Below are 19,765 nucleotides of genomic sequence, written 5' to 3' on the forward strand. Positions count from 1 at the left end.
CCATTCTTCTTCGAGATCCATGAACGAGAGTTATTATATATTGGTGTTTAGATAGAGGAAGTCCGGACTGTGTCAACAGCAGCCGGGCTTCTTTTGTTTCGAAAGAACGATTTAATATAATTTACTTCACCTTGTGGAATATTACTCTTAGCGTGACGGGCGCACAGTTAAGGGTAATTAATTTTAGAGACAGAACGAAAGGGTGAAATAGAATGAATGATGCGGCATTTCTCGTTCAATTCGAGAATGATCAGAAGGCCCGCGGGGCATTTGATATGCTCGTCGAGCTGGGCTACAAGCCAAATATGATTGGCGGTGGCATGATGGATGTCAACATTGAGCGACAGGATGTAACCTCAGCGCTCGAAATTATTGAAGCCTATGGCGGAGAGGTTCAGGATGACAGCAATCAGCAGGTGCATGAGGCTTTGACTCCAGAGATGAATCAAATGAGTGATACGGAGTTTGCCTATATGCCGATTCCTGCACATACTGTAAATGAGGATTTGGATGAATCCTATATGGCGGGCTACTCAGATTCACCCTATGGAATGGAGTCATCAGGCTACGATGTAGCATCAGAGGATGATGACACAGAGTTCGCGGAAGAGCATAACCGAACCGAGGATACCGAATTCGGAGGCTCATTTGGCGGATTCTCCGGAAGCGTAAAGGCGTAATACTCCGGGTCTCGTAACAGTGATTAAATAACAAGCAAACTTTACTTCAAATAGCTTGTACACCAAAAAAACGATCCTCCTTCACCGTATCGACAATATGGATGAAGAAGGATCGTTTTTTTTGGTGTGTACTTATCTTAAATTGTTCATTTATGACCCTTAGTAAGTGTCTTCCATAGCAGCATGCTTGCCAGCCGTATAGCCTGTGGAGAAGGCGGAGGTAATATTATAACCCCCGGTATAGCCGTGAACGTCCAGGATTTCACCGCAGAAAAAGAGGCCGGGCATGAGCTTGGATTCCATGGTCTTAGGATAAATCTCCTTCAAATGCACCCCGCCGCCGGTAACGAACGCTTCGGCAAGCGAGCGTGTGCCATTCACTTGAATCGGCATGCCCTTAAGGACAGCAGCCAGCGTATCAATAGAGCCTTTTGGAAGATGGTGATAAGTTGTCTCACCGTCCAGCGCTGCCTTTGTCAATACAACAGGAATCAGCCGCTCCTGAACAATACCTTTCAGCGCGTTCTTGATGGCTTTCTTAGGCTCTGATTCAAGCTTGTCCTTCAGGTCCTGCTCCATCTTGGATAGCGGGTATGCCGGGTACAAATCGAGCTTCATGATGACATTCTTCGTCCCCGTCTTCTTCTGCACCTTGCGAATGAACTGACTGCATCTCAGCGCGATGGGGCCGGACAGTCCAAAGTGGGTGAAGATCATATCTCCCTCGTGCCGAATGACCGTCTTGTCCTTCGCATCATGAACTGACAGAGCGACATCGCTCAAGCTGAGACCCTGCAGCTCCCGGGAGGTGATGAAGGCTTCATTAGAGGTAATAGGTACCTCTGTTGGATACAGCTCTGTAATGGTATGTCCCGCGGCTTCTGCCCAAGGATAGCCATCACCTGTTGATCCGGTTTGCGGCACGGATTTGCCTCCTGTAGCTACAATGACCGCATCAGCTGGAACAACCTTGCCTGAAGCTAATTTCACACCAGCAACCTTGCCCTCCTCATAGAGGACCTCAGCTACGGGGGAGTCTGTCATCATCTTCACACCCAGCGAGCTTGCTTTGCCAATCAATGCATCGACGACGGTCTTGGCTTTGTCAGACACCGGAAACATTCTGCCGTTGTCTTCCTCCTTCAAGGCAATGCCTAGATCTTCAAAAAAACGCATTATTCCTTGATTATCCATATGCTGAAATGCACTGTAGAGGAACTTTCCGTTCCCAGGAATGTGCTTGATCAGCTCATCCTGATCTTTGGCATTGGTTACGTTGCAGCGTCCTCCGCCGGATATGCCAAGCTTACGCCCCAGTTTATTGCCTTTGTCAACGAGAACAACCGATGCACCATGCTCAGCAGCGGCAACGGAAGCCATAAGGCCGGAAGGTCCTCCACCGATGACAATTACTTTTTTCATATTTAATAAATCTCCTCTTCAATACAAATTCCTTCAAACATCGTAACAGATTCGCCGATCGTTGTCGTTTTTTGTTTATGTTTTGTTATTAGAAACAATTTTATCGTCTTCTTGAGGGATATAATGATTCATTTGCATAACTACACATAGAAAATATTGTAATATACTGTCGCCTATGTTTTAATCAGGTTACATAAGGTCGATTGTCAGTGAACGAAATGAGAGGAGAGATAAAACGCCTGTGTTTGCTGTCAAGAATATTCTGCTGCAGATCCTGCTGGCAGGAATTACGCCACTTCTCTTTTCGTTATTTATTGGACGCATGCGCAGTCCTATTCATGACTTGAATTCGTCTCCTATTTCAAAGACTACTGAGAGACATTTGCTGCTGGCATGCATAATATCCATGGTGTTCTGTGTTGTTTTCTCTACGACTTTATTTGATTCCCTGTATTTGAATTTAGATACACTCGCTGTTTCGTTGGCAATTCTTTATGGAAGCACTTCGGCGGGTCTATTTGTGTCGATTTTTAGTGCGTTATTGTTTGTATTTACAACGGATTTATGGAATGATCCTCTGATCTTTCTTCAATCCGGTATTTTGTTGTATCCTATTTTGCTCGTGCTGGCAAAGCGTTTCAAGCAAGAGGGACTGGAAGGCAAAAGAAAGCTGTTCCTGATTCCATTTGCGCTCTTCGCAATGATCAGCATGGCTGCAGCGTTTGCTTCATATTTCGCCAAGGCAGACTCGGTTCAGATTGACTTTATTCTATATTCTCTTGTTTACTCGCTCCTGTCTCTAGGAACAGGACTGGCCATTATTCAATTTACAGAGCTTCAGTTCGTGCAGCAGGCGCTTGCCTCCGAGATTGAAGCGAAACGCAGGCAGTTCATGCACCATTCCCATTTGAACAAGCAGCTATTGAACACGATCCCTGTCTCGGTCGTCGCTTTTGATGTCGATGGGCGAATTGTGAACATGAACGAGCGAATGTTAGACGATCTGCGCAGAAGGAATCCCGGTATGAATCAGGAGTCCGATATGATTGGCAAGCGCATTGAATCGATCGTTGGACAAGAACACGGGTCACGAGTAACAGAGAGAATCCGAACTGCTTCAAAGAGTGGAGAGATCTCTTCAGAGTATTTGAATGTCGGACCTTATATTTTCCATACATTAATCTCACCGGTCAGAGATCCTTATGAAGGATCCTTGATTGGAAGCTCACTTGTGCTGCAGGATATCACGGAGCTGGAGAATCTCCGTAACGAGCTTGCACATGTAGAGAGGCTCAGCCTTGTTGGACAAATGGCTGCCAGTATCACGCATGAAGTCAGGAATCCAATGGCAGTCGTAAGAGGCTTTCTGCAATTAATGCATGAGAGAAGTCCGCGGTCACTTGATCACTATTATCGGATTGTTATGGAAGAATTAGACCGGGCAAACGGAATTATAACGGATTTTTTGTCCCTCGCTCAGAATCGGATCGTTGAGAAGGAAGAGGTTCACCTGCATGATATTATCCACGATATGCTTCCGCTGCTAATGGCTGATGCGAACATGAGGGGGCAGTCGGTTAAGCTTAACTTGAGCGAAAGGATACCTAAATATCATCTGAACTCCAAGGAAATGAAGCAGCTGATCTTGAATTTGGCACGTAACGGTATGGAGGCTATGGACAACAAGGGAACACTCTATATCGAGACATCGTGTGAGCAGAATCGAATCCTGCTTAAGGTCATCGACGAAGGTCCGGGTATTCCGCCGGCAGTCCAAGAGAAGCTGTTCGAGCCTTTTTATACGACCAAATCGAAGGGCACCGGTCTCGGACTTGCGTTATGCCGGGGTATTGCTGAGCGGCATAACGCCGCCATTCAGGTGGACTCTGGTGATGGACGGGGCACGATATTTACCGTTGTTTTTAAACTGTAGAGCTGCCTGCTTGTATATGCTGCTTGAAGGATAGAAATGATCGTCTGGAGTCATAATAACATGGCCATCTGTTAGTTAAACGGGTGAGAATCCTAATCTTGAAGTGAAAAAGGAGAGTTTCCCATGGCGAAAAATGATTCCAAACAACAGGAAATCCAGAAGCAGTCCAATAAGAAGAACCAGAGAGGGCAAGGTCAAATCGTTGACAAGAAGCTCGACGGGGATAATTTCCCGGCAACGTAGGTTTGTTACTTCGTGAGATTACAGGCCATTCTTGGTCAGTAAAATCTCAGGTGCCTGGTTTGACATGTCTATCTCTTGCGTTCACAACTTAGGAATGTATAATAAAAGTTAGTGAAGGAGTGAATAGAACATGTCAATGTCTTTTGACCAATACATGAAAGATATGGTTCAACCAATGAGGGATGAACTGACACGTCTCGGTATCGAAGAGCTTCGTACCGTAGAAGAAGTAGAAGCTAAACTGCCGGGTGCTGAAGGAACTGCCCTTGTTGTCGTCAATTCGGTTTGCGGCTGCGCAGCAGGTCAAGCACGTCCTGGTGTAGCCAGAGCGCTGGAGAATGAAATAACCCCTGACCACTTGTTTACGGTATTTGCAGGTCAGGATAAAGAAGCGACTGCTCAAGCTCGTGAATATTTTGCTCCATACCCGCCATCCTCCCCTTCCATTGCTTTGATGAAGGATGGAGAGCTGGTACACTTTATCGAGCGTCATCAGATTGAGAATCGTTCTGCTGAAGAGATTGCGGCTGATCTGGTGGGAGCATTTAACCAGTATTGCAAATAAGTTAGTTACATAACGCCCCGATTCTTTCGGATTAGTCCCGAAATTACGGGGCGTTTTGGCTTTTTCCATTATTCATACTTACTAATCTCTAAGAGACGGGGTGCGTAAACATGAGTTTACAAGAACAAATCATCGCAGAATTACGAGTGAAACCAGAGATCAACGTGGAAGAAGAGGTTCGGAAACGGGTGAATTTCCTGAAGGAGTACGTCCTAAAGTCAGGCACAAAAGGACTGCTTATTGCGATCAGCGGCGGTATTGATAGTGCGGTAGCGACAGCGCTCTGTAAGCAGGCTACGGATGAACTGACAGAGGAGAAGGGTGAAGAATACAAGACACTGGGCGTATTCCAGCCTTACGGAGAACAAGTGGATATTGCCCACAGCTATGCGGTAGCGAAGGCATTTGACCTGAAATATACGGTGGAGACAAATATCGAAGAAGCGGTCAACGAGATTGCTCTTGAAGTAGAGCATGGTTTCAAATCTCTTGGAGCTCCGCGTCATATGACACCGCAGGGCAAAGGGAATGTGAAGGCCAGAACTCGAATGGTTGTACAGTACGCATTGTCGTTTGAAATGAATCTGCTCGTTGTCGGGACAGATCATGCATCGGAAGCTATTACGGGCTTCTACACCAAATGGGGCGATGGCGCCGTTGATATTACGCCGCTGACCAGCCTGAATAAACGTCAGGTCCGTCAAATTGCAGCCTATGTGGGCGTGCCGCAGGAGGTTCTGGACAAGGCGCCGACAGCGGGACTATGGGAAGGCCAGACCGATGAGAAGGAACTTGGTATTACATATGATGATAACAGCGACTATTTGGAAGGCAAGGAGATCAATGCAGAAGCAAGAGAGAAGCTTGAAGCAGCCTACCTTCGTACAGCACATAAACGCAATGCGATTCCGGGTATCTGATTAGCGGGTGCCTATAAGCAAGAGAACCCTCGTAATATGGGACAATTTACTGCCCTGACGAGGGTTTTTGATTTGTCCAAACAACTGATACAATAGATTAGGTTGAAAAGGTGGTGAAGAGCTTGATCTACGGGATTGGCAACGATGTGCTGGAGACAGACCGGATTGCTCAAATCATGGAAGGCACTCATAGGGCCAGATTTCTCAGCCGAGTGCTGACAGAAGAGGAGCGAGCTGTACTTAGTGGGCGTACACAGAGTGAAGTTCAGTATGTATCCGGAAGGTTTGCAGCGAAGGAAGCGATATCCAAAGCGTTTGGCTGTGGAATCGGGGAGCTGCTGAGCTTCCAGGATATTGAGATTTTACCGAATAAGCTGGGGAAGCCGACTGCGACGATCTCTGAGTCCGCTTGGAAACGGCTTGGTCTTAGCGGCGAGTATTCTTACATGGTACACATCAGCATCTCGCATCAGCCAAGTGTGGCCGCTGCCTTCGCCATCGTTGAACGGATGTAACTGAGGATTATACGAATCATTTAGTATTACAGAATGGGAGAATAGGAATCGAATGAATCATAGCAATGCAAAAAAATTCTTTAGCACGGAGCTGCTTCATTGGTATATGCAAAATAAACGCGATCTTCCGTGGCGGCGACATCGGGACCCGTATTACATATGGGTATCGGAGATCATGCTGCAGCAGACAAGAGTGGATACGGTGATCCCGTATTTTCAGCGTTTTATTGAACGCTTTCCGACGATACAGGATTTGGCAGAGGCTCCTGAGGAGGACGTGCTCAAGCTGTGGGAGGGACTGGGATATTACTCTCGTGCCCGTAATTTGCAGGCAGCCGCAAGGCAGGTCATGGAGCAGCATGGCGGGGAAGTTCCGAACCAGAAGGACGCGGTCTTTAATCTTAAAGGCGTTGGTCCTTACACTGCGGGTGCAATACTGAGCATCGCGTTTAATCAGCCACAGCCTGCGGTAGATGGAAATGTCATGCGGGTGCTGTCACGTTATTTTCTGATCGAAGATGACATTATGAAGGGCAGCACAAGAGTCAAGATGGAGTCGCTGGCAGAGGAGCTCATCCCGGAGGGACGAGCATCGGATTTCAATCAGGCACTAATGGAGCTCGGAGCGCTCGTATGTACACCCAAATCTCCACATTGTCTGACCTGTCCAGTGATGGAGATGTGCACGGGACGGATTGAGGGACGGGAAGAAACCTTACCTGTGAAGAAAAAGGCCAAGCCCCCTCGCCCCGAGCAGAGAATTGCTGCGCTTGTTGTCGGTACGGGGGTGAATGAAGGGAAGGTGCTGGTTCGTCAGCGTCCTGCAACCGGCTTGCTGGCCAAGATGTGGGAGCTTCCTCATATGCAGGCATCAGCACCTGGCGAGCTGGCCCATCTGGTTCCTCACGAGCCTGCGATGGATCTGATTGCCGGACATTTGCTTGAGGAGGGCTATCACGTTAAGCCTACAACGTTCTGGAGAATGGCTGAGCATACCTTCAGCCATATTCATTGGAATCTGCAGGTATATCATTGTGCAGAAGCGGAAGCTGTGCTGACATCCTCTATGGTTGCAGAGCAGGTCGAAGCATATAAGGAAGAAGGACATCTGTACCGATGGATCGAGCCGAAGGATATGGATACCATGGCCTTTCCGAATGTATTTCTGAAATTATTGCGCGATTATTTTAATGAGTTGAAAGACTAGATAGTGAAGAGCTTAAGAAAAAAACGCAGTCTCAGAATAAAACGGACAAAGGCCGCTTTATTCTGGACTGCTTTTTTTAGAAGCAAACAGCGTTGCCGCTGTTTAACTGCAGAGGTCTAATTCTTATTTCGCTGCAGCGTAACGTTTATTTACTTCATCCCAGTTGATTACATTCCAGAATGCTCCGATGTAGTCAGGACGTTTGTTTTGATATTTCAGGTAGTAAGCATGCTCCCATACATCCAGACCAAGAACTGGAGTCAAGCCTTCAAATACAGGGCTGTCCTGGTTAGGCGTGCTTGTGATTGCCAGTTTGCCGTCTTTGCCAACAACCAGCCAAGCCCAGCCGCTGCCGAAACGAGTTGTTGCTGCTTTTGCAAAATCTTCTTTGAATTTGTCATAGCCGCCCAGCTCGCTGTCGATAGCTGCAGCGATTTCGCCTGTAGGAGCGCCGCCGCCGTTAGGTCCGATGATTTCCCAGAACAGGCTGTGGTTGTAGTGACCGCCGCCGTTGTTGCGGACTGCTGTACGGATGCTCTCAGGTACGCTGTCGAGGTTCGCAAGCAGGTCTTCAAGGGATTTCTCTTGAAGCTCAGGAGCGTTTTCCAAAGCAGCGTTCAGGTTCGTTACATAAGTATTGTGATGGCGATCGTGGTGGATCTCCATCGTTTGAGCGTCGATATGTGGTTCTAATGCATCGTTTGCGTAAGGAAGTGCTGGTAATTGGAATGCCATGATTGAAATTCCTCCTAAAAATAAATTAAAGGTTAAATCTTTATGTAGATTTCCCCTCGACACTTATATTAAACCTTATTCAGTCTATTTAATCAACATTTTTGTTTGTTAAGTTGTTATAGAAGGGTTTTAATGTAACATGAAATTAACAAAACTATTCTTAAAATCTATTAATGTGTTAACTAGTTTAACACCAAATATACAATGTTTAGCAATAAAAATGTAAGCGCTTGATATTAAGCGCTTACAGAAGAAAAAGCGTGTTTTCTGGAGCAAAGTGTGGTTTAATGGACGATGAAGAAGATATATCTCGTTTTTTGTCATATTATCATTTCCTGAACATTTCTGGCTCTCCTTAATAGGCGTGACAGATGTTTCGGCCGGCTTTTGCCGGTTTTTCCGTCTGTACATATCATTCTAATATATTCAGATGGATCATCATCGGGTTTTTGGTAAAAAGGGCGTACCTTTTTGTAAAACCTCACTAAAGATAACGAAAAGGGAGATTTAGCAGATGAACATTCGTTCCTTTCAGTTGAGTGACGCAAATGGTGTAACAGAGCTCCTTGCGGCTGCTTTGTCGGAAGATTGCTTTGAGAACACGATGGGTCCTTTCGCTCGCCAGTTGTCCTGGGATTCAGACCTTATTATGGTTGCTGAGCAGGATGGGGAGCTGATCGGTGCTTTAATCGGTACTATTGATCAGAACCATGGTTGTATTTATCGTATTGCGGTTCACCCTGATTTCAGACGTCAAGGCGTTGGAAAAGCCCTGGTTAAGGCGCTTGAACAGCGTTTTCAACAGCGCAAGGTAAGAGGGGTGTGGGTCGCTGGTGATGAGCATAACAAAGCCGCGATGCCGCTATATGAAGCGATGGGTTACGGAGCTAGTCAGGTCATGAAGGCATTCCAGAATCTTAGTATTCTTGCACACAGCTAATAGAGTGCTTTGAATGCAAGGTATAGGTTTGCTAGATTGGCGTCTCATGTTCAAGCAATGAGCGAGATTAGATATAGAGAGAGAACATAGGTATTATTCTATTTTATTGCTAATCCATAATAGGCATATCTTGGCTTCCAATTGCAAATGGAACTGAGATATGCTTTTCTATTGATATGGCATTTTTAATATAATCTTGAGGTGATAGAAGCAAATGAGCCGCGAAATACCGCCAGATATAGAGAATACGGCGACAACATCCTCTTCGGGCTCAACTCTGTCTGGAGAGCTTCTGGATTGGCTTAAGACCATTTTGGTTGCTGTCGTACTGATGCTGCTTCTTAATTTGTTTGTCTTCAATATTTCCATTGTTAAGGGCGAATCAATGCAGCCAACCCTAGTTGAACAAGATCGTTTGTTCATTAATAAGATCGTATACGAATTTGATACGCCGAAGCGTCACGACGTCGTCGTGCTGCATGATCCGAGCCATACGCCTGATCGTAAAGAATTCCTTGTCAAAAGAGTCATTGGTATTCCCGGGGATATGGTAGAAATACGGGAACACGTACTATATATCAACGAAGAGCCTCAGACGGAACCCTATACAAATACTCCAATTGAGGATCCGGATTTTGGTCCAATCCGGCTTGAAGAAGGCCGTTACTTCGTTATGGGAGATAACAGGCATGCAGGCAAGAGCAAGGATAGCCGATCGTTTGGGAGTGTCTCAGCTGAAGAGATCGTCGGGAAGGCCGAATTTATTTTTTGGCCGATGAGTGATATGAAGAAGCTGTGAATGGGAACAGAAGATTAGGCTATACAGATATATGTGAGGAATTCACGTTTATTCCATTGAAGACAGCCAGAGATATTATGAATTGGATTAGATTAGAGGTGATCATATGATTAGTCGAGACTCGCTCGTAAGCCCAGGAGTACATTTTGAGTGGCTGAAGCAGGAGATCAAGCAGGCAGCACCGTCTTTTGGAATCGATGATATTGGTTTTGCCTCCGCTGAACCCTTTGAATCCTTGCGTTCCATATTGCTGGAGCATCGTGCCAAGGGCCATGAGTCAGGATTTGAAGAGCCTGATATTGAGAAGCGGGTCAATCCCGCGCTGGAATCGGGTAAGCCTGCTTCGCTCATTGCTATTGCCATTGCCTACCCATCCAAGATGAAGGATCCGCCTAAGTCAGAGCCTGGCAGCTACAGAGGGATATTGGCCCGCTCAGCTTGGGGACAGGATTACCATCATGTTCTGAGGGCAGCGATGGACAAGCTCACCGCTTTTATCCAGGAGAAGGTTCCAGAGGCGCGCATTGAGAATATGGTGGACACGGGTGTTCTGGTGGACCGGGCTGTATCTGAGCGGGCGGGAATCGGCTTCAGCGGCAAAAACTGCGCGATCATATCACCCAAGTTCGGTTCATGGATATTTCTAGGGGAACTCATAACAGACATCCCATTTACACCGGATGCGCCGGTGACAGAAGGATGCGGAGAATGCACGAAGTGCATTGATGCCTGCCCTACAGGAGCGCTTGTTGGCCCGGGACAGCTGAATGCCCAGAAGTGCATTTCTTTTTTGACGCAAACCAAAGGCTTTTTGGACGAAGAATATATGAAGAAGATCGGGAATCGATTGTATGGCTGTGATACATGCCAGATCGTATGCCCGAAGAATAGAGGGAAGAATTGGGATCATCATCCTGAATTTGCGCCCGACCCCGAGATTGTCAAGCCTTTGCTTAAACCGCTGCTCTTCCTGAGCAATAAGGAATTTAAGGAACGGTTTGGACACAGCTCTGCCGCTTGGCGAGGTAAAAAACCAATACAACGCAATGCCGTCATCGCGCTTGGCAATTTTAAAGATCAAAGCGCTGTACCCGAGCTGAGCGAAGTATTGCTGCGGGATCCTCGTCCCGAACTGAGAGGAACCGCTGCTTGGTCGCTCAGCCAAATAGGAGGAGAAGAAGCAATGAATGTGATATCGGAAGCTGCTGCAAGAGAACAAGATGGGAACGTACTGGACATGCTGCAGAGAGCCCAGGAGAAGCTGCTCATGGGGCCTCTATCCGAGAAGAAGAAATCCGAAGCAGAGTTTGCGGCTGAATTTGGTTCGTCTGAAACGAGTTCATCGGATGGCAGTAACAATGAATCTAATATGGCACTGAATCGCAGTGACAACAAAGCAGCCTGGAAGCCTACTCCGGTAACCAAGCTTACGGGTGAGCCTGTTTATTATCATGAAATATCAACAGAAGCAGGAGAGCTGACGCTTTGTGCCACGGAACAAGGACTTGCAAGGCTCGATTTTGGCAACTATACCGTAAGAGAGGCACATCTGCAGCAATGGGCACGCACTTGGCTGGGTGAATATCATTTTGTACATGATCCATCCCGGTTTCAAGAGGTGACATGGCAGCTTCAGGAATATTTTTCTGGTGAGCGTACGGAGTTCCAGCTTCAGCTGGATCTAAGAGGAACACCATTCGAGCTGCAGGTATGGCAGGCACTCACAGAGATCGCATATGGTCAGCATGTCTCAAGTCTTGGATTAGCAGAGAAGATAGGTAGACCGAAGGCTGTTCGCTCGGTTGTGGCGGCGGTATCCAAAAATCCGCTTCCTATTATTATTCCTCATCACCGTTTAACGGGAAGTGAGGGTGGAGTAACGATATACCCTGGAGGGCTGCACGTGAAGGAACGCCTGCTCTCATTGGAAGGGCAGAAGTCGAATTGACAAAAACACCAAATTGCGTTTGCTAGCCGCGTTTCTACATGCTATGATATCGTGTATGATGCGTTAAGAATAGCAATCAAGCGAAAAACAGGGGTGTATAAGTATGGATATCGTTATTCCCATTATTACACTAATTGTGGGCCTCGTTGGGGGATTCTTTATCGGTGCATTCTATCTGCGCAAGCAGCTTGAGAAGATGCAGAAGGATCCTGAGGCTCTACAAAAAATGGCAAAACAAATGGGCTACAATTTGAACAGCAAGCAGATGCAGCGTGCTCAACAGATGATGAAATCCCAGCAGGGCGGAAATGGTGCAGGCAAGATGCAGCCGCCTATGCGCAAGAACCAGGGAAGAAAAAGATAATGCTGCAATCTTGCCTGCCAGGTACAGGTGTATGCCGCTTGGGAGGAGGAAGAAGGAATGGCTGGAGTTAAAGATTACATGAACTCTTCTGTTGGCGCTAATCGCGAGAAGATTGAGTATCATGTTGAACAGATATTGAAGCTGATCGGTGAAGATACAGAACGTGAAGGTCTGCTGGAAACACCGGCTAGAGTTACCCGCATGTACGAGGAGATTTTTGCGGGCTATGAAGTAAATCCTAGAGATGTACTTGGTGTCACTTTTGATGAGAACCATGAGGAGCTCGTCATTGTGAAGGATATTGTGTACTACAGTCAATGTGAGCATCATATGGCTCCTTTCTTCGGCAAGGTCCATATCGGATATGTGCCAAGTGGACAAATTGTCGGACTTAGTAAGCTTGCGAGACTAGTTGAGGCTGTAACTCGTCGTCTGCAGGTGCAGGAGCGGATTACTTCGCAAATTGCGGACATCCTTGAGGATGCGCTTAAGCCGAATGGGGTCATGGTTGTTGTGGAAGGAGAACATCTGTGTATGTGTGCTCGTGGTGTGAAGAAGCCGGGCAGCAAGACAGTGACTTCTGCTACACGTGGTACATTCCGGGATAATGCCGCTTCCCGGGCTGAGTTCCTGTCTCTTGTTAAAGGTTAATCTCGAAATTTCGGAAAGTCTTGATCGAATTGATCAAGGCTTTTTTATTAGGGGGAGAAGACGCACATGGCGAGGGAAGATACACTGCTTCACAAATTCGAGGAGATCCAGATTTGGGAATCGCCGCTTATGAAGAAGGATGAGGACGTGCTTGAAGCTTTTGCATGGGAAGAAGTGATGTGCAGGCAAGTGGGGCTGGGGCATCGCCCTGTCGCTCATCTCTGGCGTCACGAGAATGCGCTTGTCATCGGTCTCCGAGACCGCAGGCTGAAGAAGGCGGAGGAAGCCATGCAGCAATTTCGGAATAAGGGGATAAGCACCTGTGTGCGTCCTTCTGGAGGTGCAGCGGTCAGACTGACCAGAGGAGTGGTGAATCTAAGTCTCATGCTTCCGAACCCTGGACATGCTATTAACATCCATGATGATTTTAAATCCATGGTTGAATATATTCGGAAGGCGATTCTTCCCTGGGGCGGTCATGCAGTGGCAGGAGAGATCGAAGGAGCCTATTGCCCGGGAGACTATGATGTCGCGATCAATGGACGGAAGTTTTGCGGAATTGCCCAGCGCCGTTTGGCCAAGGCCTATCTTGTTACCGGCTTTATCATCGTGGAAGGAAGCGGGGATGAGCTGACAGAAGACATCATCCAGTTCTATGATCAGGCAGCCGGGGATGCTGATGAGGGCTATCCTCAAGTGAGGTACGGGAGCATGGGAAGTCTAAATGAGCTGTCGGGTGTACCGTCTGCTGAGGCATACATGCAGTCTTTAATAGAAACGATCGGTGCTTCAGCAGAGAAGGTGTATACCGGAGCTAGGCCATCTGTTCCTCAATCCGAGGTGGAGCGCACAGTCGCCGTGTTAAAGGAGCGTTACGATTAAGCTCATCCTATAACAGGTATAGTGAAAAAAGACCTCAGAACGAGGTCTTTTACTTTGAGAATAGAGGTGCGATTAGACAGCCTACATTATTCTAAGAACTATGGAGAGCTGTCTTGGTACGTGCTTACTACTTTTAATAAGGAGTCCATTTCAGCTTGCGGGCTTCCTGGAATCGTTCTGCCACAGCAGGCCAGTTTACGACGTTCCACCAGTCCGTAATGTATTTCTTGCGTTCATTCTGATGCTTCAAGTAATAGGCATGCTCCCACACATCCAGTGGAAGAAGCGGAACAATATCATATTGCGATAGATTTTGATGCTTCTCTGCCTGTAATATTTCTAACCGATGTGCTCTTGGGCTCCACACCAACACAGCCCATCCGCCGCCTTCCACCTTATTGGCTGCTTCTGTAAAGTGCTTCTTAAATGCTTCATAGCTTCCGAAATCCTTGCGGATCTGTTCACCCAATGAACCGACAGGCTTTCCGCCGCCATTCGGGCTCATGGTGTCCCAGAAGATGGTATGGAGATAATGTCCTGCTCCGTTAAAGGCCAGCTCTCGTTCCCAATGCTTCACAAGCTCGAAATTCCCGGTTTGCCGTGCTTCCTGAAGCTTCTTCTCTGCGGTGTTAAGATCGTCAACATACGTTTTATGATGCTTGTCATGATGAATGCGCATCGTCTTCTCATCAATATAGGGCTCCAGCGCATTGTAAGGATAAGGCAGCGGCGGCAGCTTGTGCCCTCCAATCGGAACTGGAGACGCAGGAGGGGAGCTGTCTGCTGCTGCGGTGTCTGATACAGTGAGAGCAGCGGATAATTCCTGAACCAGTTCCTCGGAAGCTCCCGTTCGCGGTGACGACACTTCCGGATAAGGGAAGGGCTCTTCATTCCAGATGCTTCTAGGTTTTACTCTTTGGGAGATGGCTGCGGGTTGATCCAGTCCGCGGAGTCTGTTCACATTATGCTCTGATTGGTCCTGGATGTATCGGAAAACAACCTCAGCAGCAGGGTTGCTTGATAGAGCTGCACTATGCTCAAGGATATGTCCGAGATGGCGATGGAACTCCTTCGATTGGGTAAACGCAGCGGCGAGCAGCACATCGAGCTGACCAAGCGCATAATCATCCGGCGGCTGTACGCCTGTGCTTACCCGCTGAAGCAGATCATCGGCTGCATCGGCCGATCGTTGGAATACGCTTCCCCATTCATTGAGAAGCTTCACATAGGCCTCCTCAAGGTCCGGTGCAATCGAAGTAATCATATTTGTGCATCCCATTTCAGTATCCTTCCAAGACCTTATCTCTTCCAGCGCGCGCAGCGGTAAATAGGGTCCATAACTGAGCTCCATAAGCTCGGCACCTCCCAAGAATCATTCTTATTTAAACCTAATGTTATGCATAGCAGCAGACGGCGTAATGATCTAACGTATACTTATTCTCATTAGAGCTTGGACTATGATGACTTGTCAAAATAAGAGAGAGTTTGAAAAAGGATATGAGAAAGGCACCTGTTTAAAGGTGCCTCAGCTTAATCTATTTATGAGCGAGACTTATACCGCCAAGGAATGAAGACACCTTGTTCAAGTACTCTCTTGGATGCTCTCTGTATATGAGCTCATGACGTGCTTCCTCTACGATCCACACATCAGAGTTCGGATTGGTCTGGTTACTCGCAAAGAGCTCTGCCATTGGATAAGGCGCCTTCTCATCCTGGGTTCCATGGATGAAGAAGATAGGGATGTCATAAGCCTTTGATCTTACCTCCTGATAAGGAATGGAATTTAGACTGGTACCATTCAGGATCGGGAACAGCATGGTTAGAATTTGCAGGGTAGGCTGCTTCGGCAAGTCAATCTGATTCTGTATATTATGATACAGCGTATCCGGCTCCAGCAGGAAGGTGCTGTCGAGAATCATAGCATCAATGTCCTCGGTTTGAAGGGCAGCCTGGAGAGCAGTTCCTGCACCCATCGAGAAGCCCCATACGACAACTTCTTGAGCTCCCTTTTGCTTAGCGAGCTGTACTGCGCCAAGAAGCTGTTTCGATTCTGCCTTTCCGCCTGTAGCAACGACTCTTGTGTTCTGGGAGGCGAAGCCGTAATCGAACATAATGACATTAAAATTCTGCTGATGAGCGTAATGGGCCAAATCATACATAGGAATCCAGGATTCCTCCCGGTTGGCACCATAGCCATGACTGAACACAATCGTTTTGCTGCTGTTCTCCTCGGCAGGGATGTACCAGCCGCTGACGTTCCGGCTTCCGTCTGTAGCAGGGAAAGTCACCTCTTCATACTCCATGCCCTTGGACAGCAGCGGATTGGAATATACCGGAGCTACTGCCGGATAGGACAGTACCCATGCGATATAAGCATGAAGAGCAATAAAGCAAAATACAAGGAAAAATATAATCGATAAAATAAGGGCAACCACAATATGCTTAAAACGGATGAGCCGAGTGGAAAGTGCGGGAGGAGCACTCGATACGTTTTGATTAAGTGATCTATTCTCGGAGATAGGAAACATCATACTCCTCCTTCCAATAGAATGTTATATAGGACTAATTTACTAAAACCAACTTGTAATCAAAGATGAGGTTGGTATAACTTTATTCTTTATCCTATGATGCGTCCTGTCTAAAGTCAATCGATTGGGACTAATTGTTACACACTTGTAATGTAAGTGAAATTAATGGTGAAAAATGTTTGTCAAGTGAAGGAAGACTTATTCCGAAATGTTTCCATTATGATCGATGGATGAGAGAAAATGAGCTGTGTAATTGAGATTAATTCTCAATTAAATCTTTACTTTGATCCTCGATTCTCTTATAATTTATGTAACCAGGTTTCACGTGATGAAACAGAGAGGGGATTATGCCATGGAAGAGCAAGATCGCAAATTAACGGTTCGAGCGGTCGAGAGGGCATTGGATATTTTGTTATGCTTTACGGAGCAATCAGATCTGGGTCTTACAGAAATTTCTGGCAAGATCGGTTTACATAAAAGTACTGTGCATCGTTTGCTGACAACACTGGAGGACAGGGGATTTGTTGTACGCAATCCTTCAACAGAGAAGTATCGGCTTGGCATTCGCATATGGGAGCTTGCGGCACATATGTCACAGAGTGATGATCCGGCCATTCTGCTGCTGCCTGCGATGGAGCGTCTTCGAGATCGCTTGGGAGAGACAGTCAGTTTGTATTTGAAGGACGGCAATGAGCGGATACGCGTTCAGGCTGTGCAGAGTAATCAAGCAATTCGAAGGGTAGCGCCTGTTGGTGTGAGGCTGCCTCTGTCTGTTGGCGCATCGAGTAAAGTGTTGGTTGCGTTTGCAGCAAGAGAAGAGCAGGAGCAGCTGATACGCAATTTTGATATCCCCTTGTCTGTTGATCAAGATACTTATATGAGTCAGCTGCAAGAGATTAGAGAATTGGGATATGCAACGAGCTATGAAGAGAGAGAGCCTGGAGCAGCAGCCGTATCAGCGCCGATCTTTGATCGCAAGGGCAAAGTAGCGGCAGCCTTGTCATTATCGGGACCGGTCAGCAGGCTGTCAGAAGAGACGCTTCGGGAATATGCACCTATTGTTATGGAGACAGCGGCGCAAATGGGTTTCATGCTGAGGTAATGCTATCGGATTGGATGGAAAATAAAGGTTGAAAATATGCTGTGAATGAGATAATCTTGTATGGACCTTAATTCAGACAAAGGATGAGGTTAAACCATTTATTTAAACAACAATAACAATTTACTAGGGGAGCCCGAAATGCCGGGCTGAGATGGCACTGCAAGGTGCCGGACTCTTTGCACCTGATCTGGATCATACCAGCGTAGGGAAGTAATTGGCGATAAAATGTGGATAAGATCCGTGTATGAGGTGAAGCTTCTGCTAGTAGTCTATGCAGCTTCATTAGCCGGTACATCGGTAAGATCTTATTTGGATTAGAGCTGATTCCCCCTGTGGGAATCGGCTCTTTTTTGTTGCCGCAGCTTCTGCATAACTGGCTGTCGTTTGTATATCTTCTATCTTTCAAACACAGCTCAGGAGAGGGCTTCCCAACTCGAAAAAGGAGGAAGCACATATGAATCATTCGAACACAGAACTGAACACAGAGACATCGGCTATAAGAGGAGAACAATTAAAGGGCGAATCAGGAAGACTCCAGCCATTCCCCGCCAGCAAGAGGGTATATATCCAAGGATCAAGGCCGGACATTGCCGTACCCGAACGTGAAATTGAGCTCCATCCCACTAGCACACCCCAAGGGGTAGAGCAGAATGAGCCATTTCGGGTATACGATACGAGCGGACCCATGGGAGATATGAATATAGAAGTTGATATCCGTCAAGGCCTTCCGCTCTTGCGCCGGAATTGGATCCTTGAGCGTGAGGATGTTGAGTTTTATGAAGGAAGAGAAATACGGCCAGAGGATAATGGGATTCGATCCGACAGAAGTGCCCAGCAGGAGGTAGAGGTGTTCCCGGGTGTTAGAAGACAGCCGCTTAGAGCCAAGTCAGGTCGATGTGTAACTCAGATGCATTATGCCAGAAAAGGGATCGTGACACCTGAAATGGAGTTCGCAGCGATCCGCGAGGGACTCGATCCGGAGTTTGTACGGAGTGAAATTGCAAGAGGAAGGGCAATCCTGCCTTCTAATATCAATCATCCGGAAAGTGAGCCAATGCTGATCGGAAGCCGATTCCATGTCAAGATCAATGCGAATATCGGAAACTCTGCTGTTTCCTCTTCGATTGAGGAGGAGGTAGAGAAGATGAGCTGGGCTGTGCATTGGGGAGCGGATACAGTCATGGACCTCTCGACAGGCCGCCATATTCATACGACTAGAGAATGGATTATCCGCAATTCTCCTGTACCCATTGGGACAGTTCCACTCTATCAAGCACTGGAGAAGGTGAACGGGGAGGCAGAGAAGCTCTCCTGGGAAATATACCGAGATACGCTGATTGAGCAGGCGGAGCAGGGTGTAGATTATTTTACGATTCATGCAGGCGTTCTTCTAAGATATATTCCAATGACAGCAGAGCGAATGACTGGAATTGTGTCACGGGGCGGCTCGATCATGGCAGCTTGGTGCCTGGCACATCATCAGGAGAACTTTTTGTACACTCATTTTGAAGAGATTTGTGAGATTATGAGCCGATATGATGTTGCTTTTTCACTTGGAGATGGACTAAGACCCGGCAGCATCTATGATGCGAATGATGAGGCTCAAATGGCAGAGCTGGCAACACTCGGAGAACTGACGCAGATCGCCTGGAAGCATGATGTGCAGGTGATGATTGAAGGTCCCGGACATGTACCCATGCATAAGATCAAAGAGAACGTCGATCTGCAGATGGAGATCTGTCAGGAAGCCCCATTTTACACGCTGGGTCCACTTACAACTGATATTGCTCCCGGATATGATCACATTACATCTGCGATCGGGGCGGCGATGATCGGCTGGTTTGGCACCTCTATGCTGTGCTATGTTACGCCGAAGGAGCATTTGGGACTGCCGGATAAGAATGATGTAAGGGAAGGGGTCATTGCCTATAAGATCGCTGCCCATGCAGCCGATCTGGCCAAGGGTCATCCTAGAGCGCACAGAAGAGACGATGCCCTCTCCAAAGCGAGATTTGAGTTCCGCTGGAAGGATCAGTTCAATCTGTCCCTTGATCCGGAGCGTGCCTTATCCTATCATGATGAGACTCTTCCCGCAGAGGGAGCGAAGACGGCGCATTTTTGTTCGATGTGCGGACCCAAATTCTGCAGCATGCGCATCACTCAGGATATTCGGAATATGGCATCCGTCAAGGGAGTTAGTGAGAAGGAAGCGATCCATGCCGGTATGCAGGAGAAGGCCGAAGAATATCGGGGTCAGAACAGGTGAACGAACAATCTCCCAATGCATGAGGGAAATAATGTGAGATCCCGTTTCGTAGATTGCAGATTCTC

Annotated in this window: 18 protein-coding genes and 1 riboswitch; of the genes, 14 read left to right on the forward strand and 4 right to left on the reverse strand. The window is 47.2% G+C overall.

All coding sequences use genetic code 11. The features are described from left to right. Positions 1 to 212: 212 nt before the first annotated feature. A complete protein-coding gene (locus tag TCA2_RS26150; RefSeq protein ID WP_052511889.1) occupies positions 213 to 680 on the forward strand; it encodes a hypothetical protein in 468 nt (155 codons plus the stop codon). Positions 681 to 839: 159 nt separating this feature from the next. Here the strand turns inward: TCA2_RS26150 and TCA2_RS10705 are convergent, their stop codons facing one another. After that, entirely contained in the window at positions 840 to 2,102 is a 1,263-nt protein-coding gene (locus tag TCA2_RS10705) for an NAD(P)/FAD-dependent oxidoreductase (protein WP_047911576.1), read from the reverse strand. Between the two features lie 241 nt (positions 2,103 to 2,343). On the opposite strand from TCA2_RS10705, the gene TCA2_RS10710 reads away from it, so the two are divergent. From TCA2_RS10710 to mutY, 5 genes are all read left to right on the forward strand, one after another. After that, complete coding sequence (locus tag TCA2_RS10710; RefSeq protein ID WP_047911577.1) at positions 2,344 to 4,035, forward strand: ATP-binding protein; 1,692 nt, start codon at positions 2,344 to 2,346, stop codon at positions 4,033 to 4,035. Between the two features lie 373 nt (positions 4,036 to 4,408). Next, a complete protein-coding gene (locus TCA2_RS10715; RefSeq protein WP_047911578.1) occupies positions 4,409 to 4,843 on the forward strand; it encodes a BrxA/BrxB family bacilliredoxin in 435 nt (144 codons plus the stop codon). A 110-nt stretch (positions 4,844 to 4,953) separates the two neighbouring features. Next, the gene (gene nadE / locus TCA2_RS10720) at positions 4,954 to 5,763 is read left to right on the forward strand and encodes an ammonia-dependent NAD(+) synthetase (RefSeq protein ID WP_047911579.1); all 810 of its coding nucleotides are present in this window, start codon (positions 4,954 to 4,956) and stop codon (positions 5,761 to 5,763) included. 113 nt (positions 5,764 to 5,876) lie between these two features. Beyond that, positions 5,877 to 6,278 (forward strand): holo-ACP synthase, encoded by a 402-nt coding sequence (acpS, locus tag TCA2_RS10725; protein ID WP_337999903.1) that lies wholly within the window; start codon positions 5,877 to 5,879, stop codon positions 6,276 to 6,278. Positions 6,279 to 6,330: 52 nt separating this feature from the next. Further along, positions 6,331 to 7,485, forward strand: a complete 1,155-nt coding sequence (gene mutY, locus TCA2_RS10730) for an A/G-specific adenine glycosylase (protein WP_047911581.1) — start codon at positions 6,331 to 6,333, stop codon at positions 7,483 to 7,485. 123 nt (positions 7,486 to 7,608) lie between these two features. Here the strand turns inward: mutY and TCA2_RS10735 are convergent, their stop codons facing one another. Then, positions 7,609 to 8,220, reverse strand: coding sequence for a superoxide dismutase (locus tag TCA2_RS10735; RefSeq protein ID WP_047911582.1), 612 nt, complete (start codon positions 8,218 to 8,220; stop codon positions 7,609 to 7,611). A gap of 514 nt (positions 8,221 to 8,734) precedes the next feature. On the opposite strand from TCA2_RS10735, the gene TCA2_RS10740 reads away from it, so the two are divergent. The 6 genes from TCA2_RS10740 to TCA2_RS10765 all read left to right on the forward strand — a co-directional run bounded on the left by TCA2_RS10740 (position 8,735) and on the right by TCA2_RS10765 (position 13,804). Further along, positions 8,735 to 9,160 (forward strand): GNAT family N-acetyltransferase, encoded by a 426-nt coding sequence (locus TCA2_RS10740; protein ID WP_047911583.1) that lies wholly within the window; start codon positions 8,735 to 8,737, stop codon positions 9,158 to 9,160. A 214-nt stretch (positions 9,161 to 9,374) separates the two neighbouring features. After that, positions 9,375 to 9,959 (forward strand): signal peptidase I, encoded by a 585-nt coding sequence (lepB, locus tag TCA2_RS10745; protein ID WP_047911584.1) that lies wholly within the window; start codon positions 9,375 to 9,377, stop codon positions 9,957 to 9,959. A gap of 106 nt (positions 9,960 to 10,065) precedes the next feature. Continuing rightward, positions 10,066 to 11,907, forward strand: coding sequence for a tRNA epoxyqueuosine(34) reductase QueG (gene queG, locus TCA2_RS10750; RefSeq protein WP_047911585.1), 1,842 nt, complete (start codon positions 10,066 to 10,068; stop codon positions 11,905 to 11,907). Between the two features lie 103 nt (positions 11,908 to 12,010). Beyond that, positions 12,011 to 12,271, forward strand: a complete 261-nt coding sequence (locus TCA2_RS10755) for a YneF family protein (RefSeq protein WP_047911586.1) — start codon at positions 12,011 to 12,013, stop codon at positions 12,269 to 12,271. 57 nt (positions 12,272 to 12,328) lie between these two features. Continuing rightward, entirely contained in the window at positions 12,329 to 12,922 is a 594-nt protein-coding gene (gene folE / locus TCA2_RS10760) for a GTP cyclohydrolase I FolE (RefSeq protein WP_047911587.1), read from the forward strand. A gap of 66 nt (positions 12,923 to 12,988) precedes the next feature. Continuing rightward, complete coding sequence (locus TCA2_RS10765) at positions 12,989 to 13,804, forward strand: lipoate--protein ligase (RefSeq protein WP_047911588.1); 816 nt, start codon at positions 12,989 to 12,991, stop codon at positions 13,802 to 13,804. A gap of 133 nt (positions 13,805 to 13,937) precedes the next feature. Here TCA2_RS10765 and TCA2_RS10770 read toward each other — a convergent pair whose 3' ends face one another. Together TCA2_RS10770 and TCA2_RS10775 are read right to left on the reverse strand one after the other, a co-directional pair. Beyond that, on the reverse strand, positions 13,938 to 15,155 hold the full coding sequence (locus TCA2_RS10770) for a Fe-Mn family superoxide dismutase (protein ID WP_047911589.1): 1,218 nt from the start codon (positions 15,153 to 15,155) through the stop codon (positions 13,938 to 13,940). A gap of 184 nt (positions 15,156 to 15,339) precedes the next feature. Next, a complete protein-coding gene (locus tag TCA2_RS10775; protein ID WP_152557706.1) occupies positions 15,340 to 16,332 on the reverse strand; it encodes an alpha/beta hydrolase in 993 nt (330 codons plus the stop codon). Between the two features lie 352 nt (positions 16,333 to 16,684). On the opposite strand from TCA2_RS10775, the gene TCA2_RS10780 reads away from it, so the two are divergent. Together TCA2_RS10780 and thiC are read left to right on the forward strand one after the other, a co-directional pair. Next, positions 16,685 to 17,434 (forward strand): IclR family transcriptional regulator, encoded by a 750-nt coding sequence (locus TCA2_RS10780; protein ID WP_047911590.1) that lies wholly within the window; start codon positions 16,685 to 16,687, stop codon positions 17,432 to 17,434. A 115-nt stretch (positions 17,435 to 17,549) separates the two neighbouring features. Beyond that, positions 17,550 to 17,660: riboswitch (TPP riboswitch) on the forward strand. A 228-nt stretch (positions 17,661 to 17,888) separates the two neighbouring features. Next, entirely contained in the window at positions 17,889 to 19,700 is a 1,812-nt protein-coding gene (thiC, locus tag TCA2_RS10785) for a phosphomethylpyrimidine synthase ThiC (RefSeq protein ID WP_081872383.1), read from the forward strand. The last annotated feature ends 65 nt before the right edge of the window (positions 19,701 to 19,765 follow it).

The organism is Paenibacillus sp. TCA20, from assembly GCF_000732325.1.
In the GTDB taxonomy this organism is placed as follows: Bacteria; Bacillota; Bacilli; order Paenibacillales; family Paenibacillaceae; genus Paenibacillus; species Paenibacillus urinalis.